The sequence below is a fragment of the Saprospiraceae bacterium genome (assembly GCA_026129545.1).
Taxonomy (GTDB): Bacteria; Bacteroidota; Bacteroidia; order Chitinophagales; family Saprospiraceae; genus M3007.
In genome coordinates this window covers 223633-237983 of the sequence record JAHCHX010000003.1, presented here as the reverse complement: position 1 = coordinate 237983, position 14351 = coordinate 223633, and the positions used below count along the sequence as shown (strand labels likewise).

The window sequence follows — 14351 nt, the reverse complement described above, 5'->3', positions numbered from 1 at the left end:
TTTTCAATGCGGAAACACCTCCCCCGCCATCCGCAAACCCTCCCCAAACGCTGCACGATTCATACCCAACTCAGCCTGCACATCGTCGAAAAAAGCCACCAAATTTTCCGTCGCCATGTTGCCCGTCAGGTCATCTTTCGCCATCGGGCAGCCGCCGAAGCCGCGCATGGCGCCGTCGTAGCGGCGGCAACCGTTGCGCCAAGCGGCATCTATTTTTTCGCGCCAGTTGTGCGGCAGCGTGTGCAGGTGCGCGCCGAATTCGATATCCGGGTAAGCAGGAATCAAATTTCCGAACAAATAGGAGATATTTTGCGGGTTGGAGCAACCAATCGTATCCGACAACGAGAAAATTTTGATGCCAAAAGGCACCAGCGCATCCACCCATTTGTGCACAATCTCCACATTCCACGGGTCGCCGTAAGGATTGCCAAAACCCATCGAAATATAAAGCACCAACTGTTTGTTGTGCTGTTCGCAGAGTTCCTGAATCGCCTTCGTGCGTTCCACGCTTTCGGCGATGGTGGCGTTCGTGTTGCGCAACTGAAACGTCTCGCTGATGCTGAACGGGTAGCCCAGATACTGGATTTCGGGGAAACGACAGGCATCCTGCGCCCCGCGCTCATTGGCCACAATGGCAAGCAATTTCGTCGCCGTGTTGGAAAGGTCTAACTTTGCCAGCACCTCGGCAGTGTCGCGCATCTGCGGAATCGCTTTGGGGCTGACAAACGACCCAAAATCAATCGTGTCGAAACCCACGCGCAACAGCTGGTTGATGTAGGCGGCTTTCACGTCGGTTTCGATAAAGTCGTTCAGCCCCTGCATGGCATCGCGGGGGCATTCGATGAGTTTGATAGTGGATTGCGGCAAGGTGGTGAAGTTTTGTGGTAGGGCAAGTTCCTACGATTTATGTTGGTCAGGCTAAACAAATTTGGATGGCCAAAGTTAGTGGTGTTCCGTTCAACAAATCAACCAATCAACCCGCCCGACCAGCTCTTTCGGGTGGGCAAATCAACAAAGCATGAAAAATAAAGGATTGCTGACGCTGCTTGGCTTTGCGCTCATCATCATTGGATTTTCGGCGCTTATCCTTCAATTGGTGGGCGTGCAATGGGTGTTTCTTTCCTTTTTGGAAAAAATGGGGCGACTGTTCGCCTTCGTGGTGAAAATCATCATGGTCATCGCGGGCTTCGTCGTCATCGTGTTGGCGCGAACGGACTGGGAGCGCGAGCGGCGGGAGAGCGGGGGAGAGCAATGACGTGTGCATATCAACATCCCCCCCCCCCACGTCAGCCAAGTCGGAACTTTCAGCCGTGCCCCTCATGTTTTCACGCCGATTTTTTTCCTGCAACCCCCAACTCGCGTCGCCCCCGACTGCAAACTGACTCTAATGACACACCTGCAAATTTTCGGCGAACCCATCATTGACGAGAAAGCCATCGAGCAAATCCGCCGATGCGCCTCTTCGCCCGACGACCTCGGCACCTTGACCGCCGACGCGCACTATGGCTACGGCCACCCCATCGGTGGCGTGATGGCGTACAAAGACAAAATCAGCCTTTCCGGCGTGGGCTTCGATATCGCCTGCGGGAACAAAGCCTGCCAAACAAACATTCGCGCCGCCGACCTCGACACCGAGAAGGCGATGGACGAAATTTTCAAGCAAATTGGCTTCGGCATCGGTCGCCCCAACCCCAAGCCCATTGACCACCCGGTATTCGACCTCATCGCCAAGGCCGAGTTCAAGCCTCAGCGCAAAATGATTCAAGCCGCCATGAACCAACTCGGCACGGTTGGCTCCGGCAATCACTTCGTGGATTTGTTTGAGGACGAAGAAGGCTGGGTATGGGTGGGTGTTCACTTCGGGTCGCGCGGTTTCGGCCACAAGACCACCACGGGCTTTATCGCCCTTTCCAAAGGCAAAACCTTCGACGACCATGTGAACGAAGGCGGCATGGACGCACCACCCATCCTCTTCGACGCAAACTCAGAACTTGGTCAGGACTATCTCGCTGCCATGCGCCTCGCTGGCGAGTATGCTTACGCTGGCCGCGATGTGGTGGTAGCCAAAGTGCTGGAAATCCTCGGTGCGGAGTCCGTCTTCGAAGTCCACAACCACCACAACTTCCTGTGGGAAGAGGCGCATTTCGGCGAGAAATACTACGTCGTGCGAAAAGGGGCCACTCCTGCTTTTCCGGGCCAATATGGTTTCATCGGGGCGAACATGTCCGACATTTCGGTAATTGTGAGAGGAGTGGATTCAGATTTGAGCAAAAAAGGCTTGTACTCAACGGTGCACGGCGCGGGCCGCGCCATGAGCCGCAACAAAGCCGCCGGGAAAAAGCGCTGGAAAAACGGCAAGGTGGAATACCTGACAAAAGGGGAGGTGGACTGGCCAAAAGTGAAAAAAGAGATAAAGAAAAAAGGCATCACACTGCGCGGCGGCGGTGCCGACGAGGCACCAGAGTGCTACAAAAAACTTTATCAAGTGCTGGCCTTCCACGAGGGCACCATCGAAATATGCCACCGCCTCAAGCCCATCGGCGTGGCGATGGCCGCGCCGGATATGTACGACCCGTACAAGGATTGAGCGCAATTTGGCAGTGTGCCAATCTCGATGTTTTGGGACAGGTTGTGCTTATTTGGGAGTGGGGTGATTGCCCAAAAACTTGGTGAATCAAGGTATTGATTGACGGGCCCCTATCGTTCGTGCCAGACCCGAAAGCGTTTCGTCAAAGCCCGGTAGCCACTGTTTTGGTGCCCCGCTCGGCGATAAGCCGACCGCGCACATTGAGGTCGCGGTAGAGTTCAAGCGGCTCCAAGGCTGCCCCGCTGCGCCGCCGGGCCTCTCGCAGCAAAGGCCGCACGTCGGTGCGAAACGCATCCTGCAACAGTGTCTGGGCGCGTGTCACATCGTTGTCGGCTTGTGCTTCCCGAAGCGCATCCCTATCCACCAGCAGCGCCTGTGCGAATGCCAATCGGATGGCCTCCAAGCTTTGCATGAGGTCTTCGAGCGGGTCCTTGAGGTTGTGGCTGGCATCAATCATCCATGCCAATTCGTTCGCCTCCATTCCATCCACCAATTCATTGAAAATGAGAAAAAGTTGATATGGCCTGATGCTGCCAGTAGTGAGGTCGTCGTCGCCGTATTTGCTGTCGTTGAAATGAAAGCCGCCGAGTTTGCGAAGCATGAGGAGCGTCGCCACGATTTGTTCAATGTTGGTGTTTGGCAGATGATGGCCGAGGTCCACCAAGCAAAAGGCTTTTTCCCCGCAGCATTGCGCCAGAAAATATGAGGTGCCCCAATCTTGCACGACCATTGAGTAAAAATTAGGCTCATAAGGCTTGTACTCTATGAACATTCGCCAATCATCCGGCAAATGGCGATAGATTTCTTGCAAGGCTTCCTGTGTGTGTAGCAAGGCTCGGCGAAAGTCCAATTGTCCCGGGAAAGATGAGCCGTCGGCCAGCCACACGGTGATGGCTTTCGAGCCGAGTTGCCGCCCTATTTCGATGACTTCCAGATTGTGCTCGATGGCTTGCTGGCGCACCGCGGGGGTCACGTTGCACAGGGAGCCAAATTTGTAGGAGAGGTGCTGCCCCGGCTGGTCTTGGAAGGTGTTGGAATTGACAGCGTCGAAGCGGATGCCGAGCGCATCGGCCTGCTCACGGGTGGCAGCCGGGTCAGTGGGCACGTCCCAGGGAATATGCAGTGAAATAGCGCCTGCGGAGCGGGTGAGCGCGTGCAAAAGCCCCGCGTCGTCGAGTTTTTGTGTCAAATTGCCCGGCTCTCCTCCGATAGGGAAACGCCCAAATCGCGTGCCGCCCGCTCCCAATGCCCAGCTCGGCACGGCTACCTGAAAGGCGGCGACACGTTTCGCTATGTCGTCGGCGCGAAGTCCTTTTTTATCGAGTTGCTGCTCCAAAAAAGCATATTGCGCTCGATGTTCGCCGATGCGTTTGTCGTTGTGTGCTTCGATGTGAGAGGTATGAATCGTCACGTTGGGTTGGTTTTATTGATTTTGACAAACCGTCTTTAGAAGACAGACGACTTCGGCAAAAATCGGATTCCAGCGAAAGACATCATGGGTAAGTTTTGCCTTTTTTAGAAAGATGAAAAAGAAAGGCCCTTGCGAACGAGGCTTCCCATCACGCGCTCACCGCACAAAAGCCGCCGCCATGCCGCCGTCCACATTCAGCATGCTGCCCGTGCTTTTGTCGAGGAGGGCGACGAACGCGAACACGGCATTGGCAATGTCTTCCGGGCGAATGATTTCGTGCATCAGGTTGCGTTGGGCATAGTATTGCGGCAACTCCTCCACGGAGATGCCGTAGGCTTTGGCTCTGCCTTCGGCCCACGCTCCCTCCCATATTTTGCTGCCTATGATGACACCGTCCGGGTTCACCGTGTTCACCCGAATTTTATCCTGCGCCACCTCGGCGGCCAACAGTCGCGTGATATGTTGCTGGGCGGCCTTGGCTGCGCCATAGGCGATGTTGTTGGGGCCAGCCACGAGGCCGTTTTTACTGGCGATATGCACGATGTCGCCTCCCAATCCCTGCGCTCGCATGATGGCTACGGCATTTTTATCCAAGAGAAATTGTCCTTTCACGAGCACGTCTTGCAAGAGGTTCCAATCGTCGAGGGTGGTGTCGAGCAGGGGTTTTGAAATGGCCAAACCCGCGCTGTGCACCACGATGTCAACGCCCCCGAACATCAGGCAGGTGCGAGCGAAGGCTTGTTGCACGGATTCGGCGTTCGTCACATCGCAAACGGTGTAGGCTGCGGCATCGCGGGAATATGATTTCGCGGCCTCGACGAGGCGTTCTTCCACAATGTCGGCAAGCATCACGTTGGCACCTTCGGTAGCCAGTTTGTCTGCGATGGCCTTGCCGATGCCACCGCCAGCCCCCGTCACCAATGCCACGCGGCGGGATAGCGGTTTTTCTTTTGGCATACGCTGCAATTTGGCTTCCTCCAACAGCCAATACTCAATATTGAAGGCTTCCTGACGGGGTAGGGCAGTGTATTCGGAAATGGCCTCCGCGCCGCGCATCACGTTGATGGCGTTGAGATAAAATTCGCTGGACACCCGTGCCGTCTGTTTGTCTTTTGCAAAAGTGAACATCCCCACGCCCGGATAGAGCAACACGACCGGGTTGGGGTCGCGCATTCGAGGGCTATCGGGGTGCTTGCATGCCTCATAGTAGGCGGCATATTCGCGCCGGTAGCTCTCGAATGCGGGTGATAAGGCTGACTGGATGGCACGGAGGTCGGACGTGTCCGCATCGGGAGCGATTGGCAAGACCAAAGGCTGGATTTTGGTGCGCAAAAAGTGGTCGGGACAGCTGGTGCCAAGCGGGGCCAGTTGTCCCAAATCGTGCGAGTTGATGAACTCAAGCACCCGTTCGTCGTCGGTGAAGTGGCCAATCATTCGGCGGTGGCTCGAGCACAACCCGCGCAATACTGGGGCGATGCGGGCTGCTTGTGACTGGCGGGCTTCCGCTTGGAGGCTTTTGACTTTTGAGCCTCCGAACACCGGGCGTTTTTTGCCCAGATGCCGCTCGATGTGCGCGGATGCCATTTCGATGACTTCGAGGCTGTTGATGTAGCAAGCGTGAGAGGTGTCGCCCCAAGTGAAAAGGCCGTGCCCGCCCAGCACGATGCCTCGAATGTCGGGGTTTTCTTGCAGGCATTTTTCCATCTGCAGCGCCAAGTCGAAGCCGGGGCGTTGCCAAGGCACCCACCCCATAGCGTCGCCCCAAATATCGCGGGTGGTGGCGCGGCTTTCTTTGGCTGCGGCCACCGCGATGACGGCATCGGGGTGGAGGTGGTCAATGTGTCGGAAGGGGAGCAGGCCGTGAAGGGGTGTGTCAATGCTCGGCGCGGCACTATCGAGGTCGAAAAGGCAATGGCGTTGTAGTTCCACGATTTCGTCCTCCCATTCGATGCCTCGGTATCGGTTTTTCAGTTGGTGCAGTTTTTCCACATACAGGCCTGCGATGCCCCTGCGCGTGAGGGTTCCGATGTCGCCGCCAGAGCCTTTCACCCACAGCACCTCTACTGCCGCGCCAGTGAGCGGGTCGCGTTCGATGGTTTTGCAGGATGTGTTGCCGCCGCCATAATTGGTGATGCGCAGGTCTGCCCCCAAAATGTTGGAGCGGTAGAGAAAGAGCGCGATTTCGTCGCCCGCCAATTCGGCGGCTTTTTGTTCGTCCCAGAGATACTTGACGTGATTGAACGCAGCAGGCACGGTCATGGAATTTTGTTTGAAAAAATATATTGACGCAAAAAGGGGGGGCTCCCGCAAGGGTTTGTGGGGGTGAAATGTGGGGCGTAAAGTTAGGTTGTGCGGGGCGAGTTTGGCTGGTTGCTTTTTTTCGTTTTGCGTGTTTTTTTTTCTGTAAAATGCTCACCTTGGCGCTCGGAAAAAATTCATCAACATCGGCAAAATGTTTTCAAAACTCGGCGCCCGCCTCGAAAGCGTGCAGGAATTTGAAAAAGCGCCTGTGCCAGCCACGCGATGGAAAAGTTGGCGCAGCTTTCTTGGAATGTACGCGGGCGAACATACCGCTGGCACGGAGTTCGTCATCGGCCCGTTGTTCGTGGCGCACGGGGTTGCGGCGGGCGACTTGGTGCTAGGGTTGTTGGTGGGCAACTTGTTGGCTGTGTTGAGCTGGGCGTTCCTTTGTGCGCCCATCGCGGTGCGGGAGCGCATCACCCTGTATTTCAAGCTGGAAAAAATTTGCGGGAAACGGTTGGTCACGCTCTACAATCTCGTCAATGCGCTGATGTTTTGTTTTCTCGCAGGCTCCATGATAGCTGTGTCGGCCACGGCGGTGGGTATCCCTTTCGATTTGCCGATGGCCAAGCTGTCTGATTGGCTACCCTCGGGCGTGGGCTGGGTTGTCACGGTGTTGGTTGTTGGGGTGGCGACGACGCTGGTGGCCATGCTTGGCTACGACCAAGTGTCGCGCTTTTCCAACTTGGCTGCCCCGTGGATGATTCTGGTCTTTCTTGCGGCAGCCATTGCTGTGTTGCCGGAGTTGGGTGTCAGCGACGCGGGCGATTTTTGGTCGGTTGCCGAAAGTAAAATTTGGACAGGTGTGCCGATAGAAGGGCAATCGAAATTCGGCTTTTGGCACGTTTTGTTTTTTGCGTGGTTTTGCAACATGGCTATGCACATCGGCATGGCGGATTTGTCGGTGTTGCGCTATGCCAAGTCGTGGCACGCGGGCTTTGCCTCCGCAGGCGGAATGTTTGTCGGGCATTACTTGGCATGGTTGGCATCGGGCATTCTGTACGCTGTTTTTTTGCAAAAAAGCCAAAACGCGCAAGAATTTGCTCCCGGCCCCATCGCCTACTATGCCGCTGGCGTGGCGGGCGCGGTGTGCGTCATCGTGGCAGGCTGGACCACCGCCAACCCGACCATCTACCGCGCGGGACTGGCGGTGCAGGCTGTGATGCCTGCTTCAAAAACATGGAAAGTGACTTTAATTGTAGGATTGATAACCACCGTGGCGGCTTGTTTTCCCGCATTGGTCATGCGCCTGCTCGATTTTGTGGCGCTCTACGGCCTTTTGCTGATGCCGATGGGGGCCATCATTTTCATGGATGTTTGGATATTCCCGAAATGGGGGCTTCAAAGCAATTTGGCGGCGCTGCGGCATCTGCACTGGAACTGGGCTGCGGCGCTTACTTGGTTCTTGACGCTTGGGGCCTGTGTCTTCATCAATCGTGCCTTCGGGGTGGAGATATTCTTCCTTGGTTTGCCGGGGTGGTTTGTGGCAGTCGCCGTGTATGCGCTGCTGAGTTATTTTTTTCAAAAAAAGACGGCATGAAAAAAGGTATTTTCCACTTGTTGCGAGCACTTGGTTTAGTGCTGACCTTGCTGCCCTCCATACTTGTATTTGAAGGAAGCATCACGCTCGACACTCACAAAACGCTTATGCTGTTGGGATGCCTTGCGTGGTTTGGCGCCATACCTTTTGGAAAAAGAAGTGATGCGGATGATTAGGCTGTCGCTTCATTCCAATTCCCCCTCGAGCGAATCTGGCGGGAAGACAAGGTTTTCGTCGCCGGGTCGGAAGGTGTCAACAGGCATCAACTCATCAAAATTGACACGGTTCACCAACCAATAGCCTTTGACCCGCAACAATCCCAAATAACCGGGCAGCGGCTCGCCCAATTCGTCTTCAAAGTGGTAGCTGCAAATAGCGGAGTCGCCCGTGATTTGGCACTGCAGGTTGAGCAGCACATTGTTTTCCCAATCCAACGTGTCGGTACCCTTGTTGTAGCTGGCCAGTTCATCCACATAGAGCAGCGCCTCGCCCGTGCTGAGCTCGCGTGCGCAGTCGAACCGATTTTTGTCAATACATGCTTGCCATGTTTGCGCGGTTTCCTCAGGCGAAAGATAGGGTGGGGAAGTACAGCCAATGATGAGCGATACTAAAGTCAGGCCGCCAAGCGAAAGGTGCTTCATTGAGTCAATAGTTAACGTAACGTATTCGATAACACGCTCAAAGGTAACAGGATTTTGAAGCGCGGTTTTTTTTCTTGAAAAACAGTTTGGTTTTCAAAAAGGCTTGCGCGTACATTTGCCGCCGCTTTTGCGATTTGGGCGCATAGCTCAGCTGGTTCAGAGCACCTGCCTTACAAGCAGGGGGTCGGAGGTTCGAATCCTTCTGCGCCCACAGAGCCACCTCGGACGGGGTGGCTTTTTTTGTTTGTGAACTCTTTTAAAACCATCCGAAACCCAGGGTTGAATAGGTGTGGCATGACCACTCGTGGGAATCATACTTTATCATTGCTCTCAAAGCGGTCATGCCACACCTGCCCAACGCTGGGTTTTGAAACAGTTTCTTGGCGTATATATCAGCCTTTTAAAAGCGAATCGGCCAACACCGCTAGTTTTGCGCCCAATTCCACGTCGTTTTTATCGAGCGCCTCTTTGGCGTATGCAAACAACGCGGCAGGAGCCGATGTGTCCGCAAGCGCCGCTCGCACCCGCCCGTCGGTGGCGGCCAAGGTCATCGCCTCTTCTCTTGAAGGCAGCACGGTGAGCGCCGCCAATTGCCCCAAGTTGTTGCCCGTCAGGACGTTGCTGTAGCGAATGCCCGCGGGCAACCCATCGAAGCCAATGCCGAGCGCTGTCACCTGCTGCACCACCTCAAAAATGGCATCGCCGCTGGCGCGAGCGTAGTAGAAGCGCCCCATGCGAGCCACCAAATCAATTTTGTGTGGGTCAATGCGGCCATTTTCGGTCAGCACCTCCTCCGCGATGTGCATCAGCACGATGTTGCAGATGATTAAGTTGCCTGCTCCTCCCTTGTCGCCAAGCGGGAGTATCTTGTCCACCCTGCATTCCATGTGCACGGGGCTTTCGGCCACCCGAAAGGGTTTGACTTTTTCGGATGGCAGCGGCGTGAATCCCGCTTTTTCAAACTCATTCACCTCGGCGGGATATTCGACGCTGCATAGCGCCATCTGACGAACGATGCGGTGCGGCACGACATTGATGACTACCTCGCCCGTTTCTTCCACATTTTTCAAAGTGTCTTTCGTCGTGTTGTTGGACACGCGGCGATTGCTGGAAAAAATTAGAATAGGCGGGTTGCTGCTGAAGGCGTTGAAAAAACTATACGGTGCCAGATTGGGCACCCCATCGGTGCTCAATGTGCTGGCAAAGGCAATCGGACGAGGTGCCACCGCACCCAGAATAAATTGGTGCAAGTCTTTGGTGGCGATTTCAAGCGGGTCAATCCTTAACATGGTAACACAAATTGAAAATCTTTTGAAAACGGCGACAAAAGTAGCGCCTTGCCGATGCAGCACGTCGGATATTTGTGCTTCGTTTTTCGAGAAAAACAAAATCAAACATGGATAAGTCCTCTCTTATGCGCATTGGCGCGTTCGCATTGTTAGCCGCTTTGGTGTTTGCATGGTACCAATACCGCCAACCCCGGTTCAGGGCGGGCGATATGGCACCCGATTTTGAAGTCACTTTGGCCGATGGTCAGAAAGCGCGACTCCACGATTTGAAAGGGAAATATGTGTTGCTCCACTTCTGGGGAAGTTGGTGCGGTCCCTGCCGGGCCGAGAACCCCAAACTGGCCGCTATTTACCAAAAATACAATGGCCAAGGCTTTGAGGTGTTCAGTGTGGGCATTGAAAAGACCGAGCTGGCGTGGCAACGCGCCATTGAGCGCGACGGATTGACGTGGCGCCATCACGCCATGGAATCGGCGGATTTTGGCGGCAGCGCCTCCCGGCTTTACAACATCAAAGCCATTCCCGCCACTTTTTTGCTCAACCCCGATGGCGACATCATGGGCGTGAATTGGCAGCCTGCGCAAATCGAAAAAATGCTCGCCGAACGTTTGGCCGCTCGCTGACAAAATGGCGCGTCTGGGGGCAGGGCATAAAAATTGTGCATTGCCCTTGTGCCCAAACTCACCTGTGTTTGAAGACCAACTTTTTATGAAAAAAACACTCAAAAAGATATTCGATATGATGGAAAAAGAGAGCCACGCGCCCGAAATGGAAGCAACGGAAGAACAGGAGGTGATGGCGGCCGAACCGCCCGAATCCCCATCAACTGACGAAAAATTGCGCGAGTTGCAAGAACAATTGGACGAAAGCCGCAACAAGTATCTTTATCTCTATTCGGATTTTGAAAACTTCAAGCGCAACACCGCCCGCGAAAGAATGGACCTAATCCAGACTGCCGGACGTGACATCCTGACAGCCCTTTTGCCTATTTTGGACGATTTTGACAGGGCGGAAAAAAGCGACGCACTGACGGAAGGCACCTCCCTCATACACCAAAAACTTGTCAACACGCTAAAAAGCCGCGGGCTTGTGGTCATTGACACCCAACCCGGCGACGAGTTCAATGCTGACGTGCATGAGGCTGTGGCGGAAGTGCCTGCCGCATCCGACGAATTAAAAGGCAAAATCATCGACATTCTCGAACCCGGCTACACGCTTGGCGAGCGCATCATTCGCTTTGCCAAGGTGGTGGTGGGGAAATAAGTGGGGTTTGGGTTAGTTGAGTGTCTGGTTGTTCGATAATCAAATAACCAAGTCAACAAATAACCGAATAACCAATCAGCACAATGACAAAAAGAGACTATTACGAGGTGTTGGGCGTAGCGAAAAACGCCAGCGCCGACGACATAAAAAAAGCCTACCGCAAAAAGGCTTTGGAATATCACCCCGACCGCAACCCCGGCGACAAGTCGGCGGAAGAAAAATTCAAGGAGGCAGCAGAGGCGTATGATGTGTTGAGCGATGCCGACAAAAAAGCGCGTTACGACCGCTACGGCCATGCTGGCGTGGAAGGTATGGGCGGCGGGCCCGGGGGCGGATTCCAAGGGATGGACATGGACGAAATCCTGCGTCGCTTTGGCTTCGATACCGATGATATTTTCGGCGAGTTTTTTGGCGGTGGCAGACGACGCGGTGGCGGCGGCGCGCGGCCTCGCGGCGAGCGCGGCACCAACCTGCGCATCAAAGTAAAAATGACTTTGGAAGAAATCGCCAGTGGGGTCAATAAGAAGATAAAGGTCAGGAAGCAAGTCACTTGCGGCACTTGTGGTGGCTCCGGCGCCCGCGATGCCAACTCTGTGGAGACTTGTAGCACTTGCCGAGGGTCGGGCATGGTCAACCGCGTCACACAGACACCTTTTGGCATGATGCAGACTGCCGCTCAGTGCCCTACTTGCAATGGTTCGGGGCAGACCATCAAGTCACCATGCAACGTATGCAGAGGTGACGGGCGCGTGTTTGGCGAGGAGACGATTGATGTGGATATACCTGCTGGCGTGCACGAGGGCATCCAACTTTCCATGTCGGGCAAAGGCAATGCCGGAGCCAAAGGCGGCCCGCCGGGGGATTTGGTCATCACCATCGAAGAGATTCCGCACGACGAATTCACCCGAGAAGGCAACAACATACACTACGAACTCTTCCTCAATATCGCCGATGCGGCGCTTGGCTCCAAATTGGAAGTGCCCACTTTGGATGGCAGGGCACGCATCACGGTGCCGGCAGGCACTCAGTCCGGGAAAGTTTTTCGCCTGAAAGACAAAGGGCTGCCGGCGCTCCAGAGCTATCAGCGTGGCGACCAGCTGATTCATGTCAATGTGTGGACGCCCAAAAAGCTGACCGACGAGGAGCGTCGTTTGCTGGAAAAACTGCGCGAGATGCCCAATTTCACACCCGCTCCGGCAAAGGAAGACAAAAGTTTCTTTGAGCGGGTGAAAGATGTGTTTAGCTGAGCATCGTAGAGAGGGTGCGAGCACACGACTGGACATTTTCAAATTTGCCACGAAGTCACAAAGACGCAAAGCAAAATACGCATTGATAGTCAACGCAAATCAGTCCCGTCCGCTTCACTTGGCCGGGCAAGCCCCTGAGTACAGGGTCTGACAAGGTGGCCTTGAACGGACGTTGCTCGTAATCCTTTGAAAATCACACAAATCAATCAAGGGAATCCCTGCCTTGCCAACGGGCAGGTTCAAATCCTCTTCAATCTGGGTAGACTTGCCGCATTTTGTGCCATTGTGCCTTCGCAGCACAAAAATAATGTCCAATAGTGTGGGGTGTGAGGCAGGGATGAGGATGTTTGAGAGAAATTTTTGAACGGCATCTTCTTTTTTTCCGAAACGACTTTACCTTTGCACTCCATTTTGACGATAGCTCTTAAAAATGGCTCCTAATAACCCTCGATTGCACTTAATGACCCTACTAACGGCCACGTGGCGGAATTGGTAGACGCGCCACTTTGAGGGGGTGGTGTCCTTACGGATGTGCTGGTTCGACTCCAGTCGTGGTCACAGAAAAATGCAAGACCTCCGGGCGTTTCGGCGCTTCGGAGGTTTTTGTTTTTCTACCGTGTCTTCAAGTCCTCAAGTCTTCCTGATGCCTTTAGCAATTTCAGCACCGCGAGTTTGTAGCCGAACACTTGCTGCCAGTAGTTCGTCTCGGCTTCGGAAAGCGCCGTTTGTGCGTTGAGCAGGTCGGTGAGCGGCACCACTCCTTCCCGATATTGCAGCAGCAGTTTGTCGGTGATTTCGCGGGCCAATGCCACGTTGTCCGATTGATATTCCAACACCCGGATGGCATTTTGGAGCTCTTCGCGTGCTTGGCGGAATTCGAGTGCCTTGATGCCTTCCAACTGGTGGCGGTCTTCGTGCAGTTTTTTGGCCTCCAATTGCAATACGTTCACCTTCCTGTTGCGGCTGAATCCGTCGAATATCGGCACATCAATTTTCAAACCGAACACGGTGGCCCCATACCATGTGTTTTCGGGGTCGAACACGTTGCCATCATTGCGCCATGTTTGGTAAAAGGCGGTGGCGTAGGCGCTTAGGCTGGGCAGGCGCTCGGCCCATTTGCTGCGCGTCTGGATGCGATTGAGCTCGAGGCTGCGCAGAATGAGCAGATGTTCGGTGGTGCTTTCGGGTTCGAAAGGGAGCGATAGCCAACGGAGCGAATCGGCGGCTGGATTGCTCATGTCCTCCATGAGTTGGAGGCGTTCCTCGAACGGCACACCGCAGAGGTATTGCAGTGTCTGATGCAGCACGGAGATGCCCGTGAGCAGTTTTTGGCGTTGGGTTTCCAGGTTGGTGCGTGCCACTCGGATGCGTTTCACGTCGGTCGGGATGGCGTAGTCGTTGGCCAACTGGAGTTCGGCCATGCGTTGGAGGGCATCCAATTTTTCAGCGTTGGCATTGAGGGAGCGGAGTAGTTGCTCGGTTTGGAATGTTTGATAAAAAACGGTGGCGGTGTTGAAGATAATTTCCTCCTCAGAGCGTGCCACCAGCAGGTCGGACACGGCGCGTCCGGCGGTGATGGCGGGGATTCCACGAAACAAGGACTCGTCGTATATCCGTTGTGTGATGGTCACAGAGGTGAGCATTTGCCACGGACGACCGAATTGGGCCGGCACGATGCTGCCCTCGGCGAGGCCAAAGAGTGTGCCCGGCAGCAGCTGAGTGGGCAGCACGGGCGCATATTCGTAGGTGATGCCGCCCGCTATTTGCGGATAGGCGGCGCTGCGGGCTTCTTTCAGCCGAAGCTCGAATCCCTCGCGTTCGAGTTGTGCTTTCTTGAGTTGTGGGCTGTGCGCGAGCGCCAAATCGAGGCTTTCACCGAGCGTGACGGTGCGGGTGCCGGGCTGGGCGGCCGTTTTTAAAATGAAAAATGCCCAAAAGATGAAAAAACCGTACCTTTTCATAGCGCGAAGGTACGGTTTTGGGCGTGTCCGTTTGGGCGAGGTTGTTTGTTATTCCGCGCTCACGATTTTCCCCGAAAACAATCTCCCCTGTGCGTCGGAGATTTTGAAAAA

Annotated in this window: 13 protein-coding genes and 2 tRNA genes; 9 read left to right on the top strand and 6 right to left on the bottom strand. The window is 54.7% G+C overall.

Going from position 1 to position 14351, the window contains the following annotated elements; translation table 11 throughout:
• Positions 1-3: 3 nt before the first annotated feature.
• Entirely contained in the window at positions 4-822 is an 819-nt protein-coding gene (locus KIS77_18800) for a hydroxymethylglutaryl-CoA lyase (GenBank protein ID MCW5924378.1), read from the bottom strand.
• A 196-nt stretch (positions 823-1018) separates the two neighbouring features.
• On the opposite strand from KIS77_18800, the gene KIS77_18795 reads away from it, so the two are divergent.
• Entirely contained in the window at positions 1019-1255 is a 237-nt protein-coding gene (locus KIS77_18795; protein ID MCW5924377.1) for a hypothetical protein, read from the top strand.
• 132 nt (positions 1256-1387) lie between these two features.
• The gene (locus KIS77_18790) at positions 1388-2587 is read left to right on the top strand and encodes an RtcB family protein (GenBank protein MCW5924376.1); all 1200 of its coding nucleotides are present in this window, start codon (positions 1388-1390) and stop codon (positions 2585-2587) included.
• A gap of 142 nt (positions 2588-2729) precedes the next feature.
• Here the strand turns inward: KIS77_18790 and KIS77_18785 are convergent, their stop codons facing one another.
• Positions 2730-3998 (bottom strand): sugar isomerase, encoded by a 1269-nt coding sequence (locus KIS77_18785; GenBank protein MCW5924375.1) that lies wholly within the window; start codon positions 3996-3998, stop codon positions 2730-2732.
• A gap of 156 nt (positions 3999-4154) precedes the next feature.
• Positions 4155-6257 carry a bifunctional aldolase/short-chain dehydrogenase gene (locus KIS77_18780; GenBank protein ID MCW5924374.1) on the bottom strand — a complete coding sequence of 701 codons (2103 nt, stop codon included), beginning with the start codon at positions 6255-6257 and terminating at the stop codon, positions 4155-4157.
• A 193-nt stretch (positions 6258-6450) separates the two neighbouring features.
• Between KIS77_18780 and KIS77_18775 the strand changes: the two genes are divergently transcribed.
• The gene (locus tag KIS77_18775; GenBank protein MCW5924373.1) at positions 6451-7839 is read left to right on the top strand and encodes a hypothetical protein; all 1389 of its coding nucleotides are present in this window, start codon (positions 6451-6453) and stop codon (positions 7837-7839) included.
• A complete protein-coding gene (locus KIS77_18770) occupies positions 7836-8015 on the top strand; it encodes a hypothetical protein (GenBank protein ID MCW5924372.1) in 180 nt (59 codons plus the stop codon). Before KIS77_18775 ends, KIS77_18770 begins: the two co-directional genes overlap by 4 nt.
• 9 nt (positions 8016-8024) lie before the next feature.
• Here KIS77_18770 and KIS77_18765 read toward each other — a convergent pair whose 3' ends face one another.
• Positions 8025-8480, bottom strand: coding sequence for a hypothetical protein (locus KIS77_18765; protein MCW5924371.1), 456 nt, complete (start codon positions 8478-8480; stop codon positions 8025-8027).
• Between the two features lie 136 nt (positions 8481-8616).
• Here KIS77_18765 and KIS77_18760 point away from each other — a divergent pair.
• A tRNA-Val gene (locus KIS77_18760) sits at positions 8617-8691 on the top strand.
• 181 nt (positions 8692-8872) lie between these two features.
• On the opposite strand, the gene KIS77_18755 is transcribed toward KIS77_18760, so the two are convergent.
• The gene (locus tag KIS77_18755; protein ID MCW5924370.1) at positions 8873-9769 is read right to left on the bottom strand and encodes a flavin reductase family protein; all 897 of its coding nucleotides are present in this window, start codon (positions 9767-9769) and stop codon (positions 8873-8875) included.
• Between the two features lie 107 nt (positions 9770-9876).
• On the opposite strand from KIS77_18755, the gene KIS77_18750 reads away from it, so the two are divergent.
• The 4 genes from KIS77_18750 (at position 9877) to KIS77_18735 (ending at position 12837) form a co-directional block, all read left to right on the top strand.
• Complete coding sequence (locus KIS77_18750; GenBank protein ID MCW5924369.1) at positions 9877-10392, top strand: redoxin domain-containing protein; 516 nt, start codon at positions 9877-9879, stop codon at positions 10390-10392.
• Between the two features lie 85 nt (positions 10393-10477).
• Entirely contained in the window at positions 10478-11032 is a 555-nt protein-coding gene (locus KIS77_18745; protein MCW5924368.1) for a nucleotide exchange factor GrpE, read from the top strand.
• 83 nt (positions 11033-11115) lie between these two features.
• On the top strand, positions 11116-12279 hold the full coding sequence (dnaJ, locus tag KIS77_18740) for a molecular chaperone DnaJ (GenBank protein ID MCW5924367.1): 1164 nt from the start codon (positions 11116-11118) through the stop codon (positions 12277-12279).
• Between the two features lie 474 nt (positions 12280-12753).
• Positions 12754-12837 (top strand) — tRNA-Leu (locus KIS77_18735).
• 53 nt (positions 12838-12890) lie between these two features.
• Here KIS77_18735 and KIS77_18730 read toward each other — a convergent pair.
• Positions 12891-14240, bottom strand: coding sequence for a TolC family protein (locus tag KIS77_18730; GenBank protein ID MCW5924366.1), 1350 nt, complete (start codon positions 14238-14240; stop codon positions 12891-12893).
• Positions 14241-14351 lie beyond the last annotated feature (111 nt).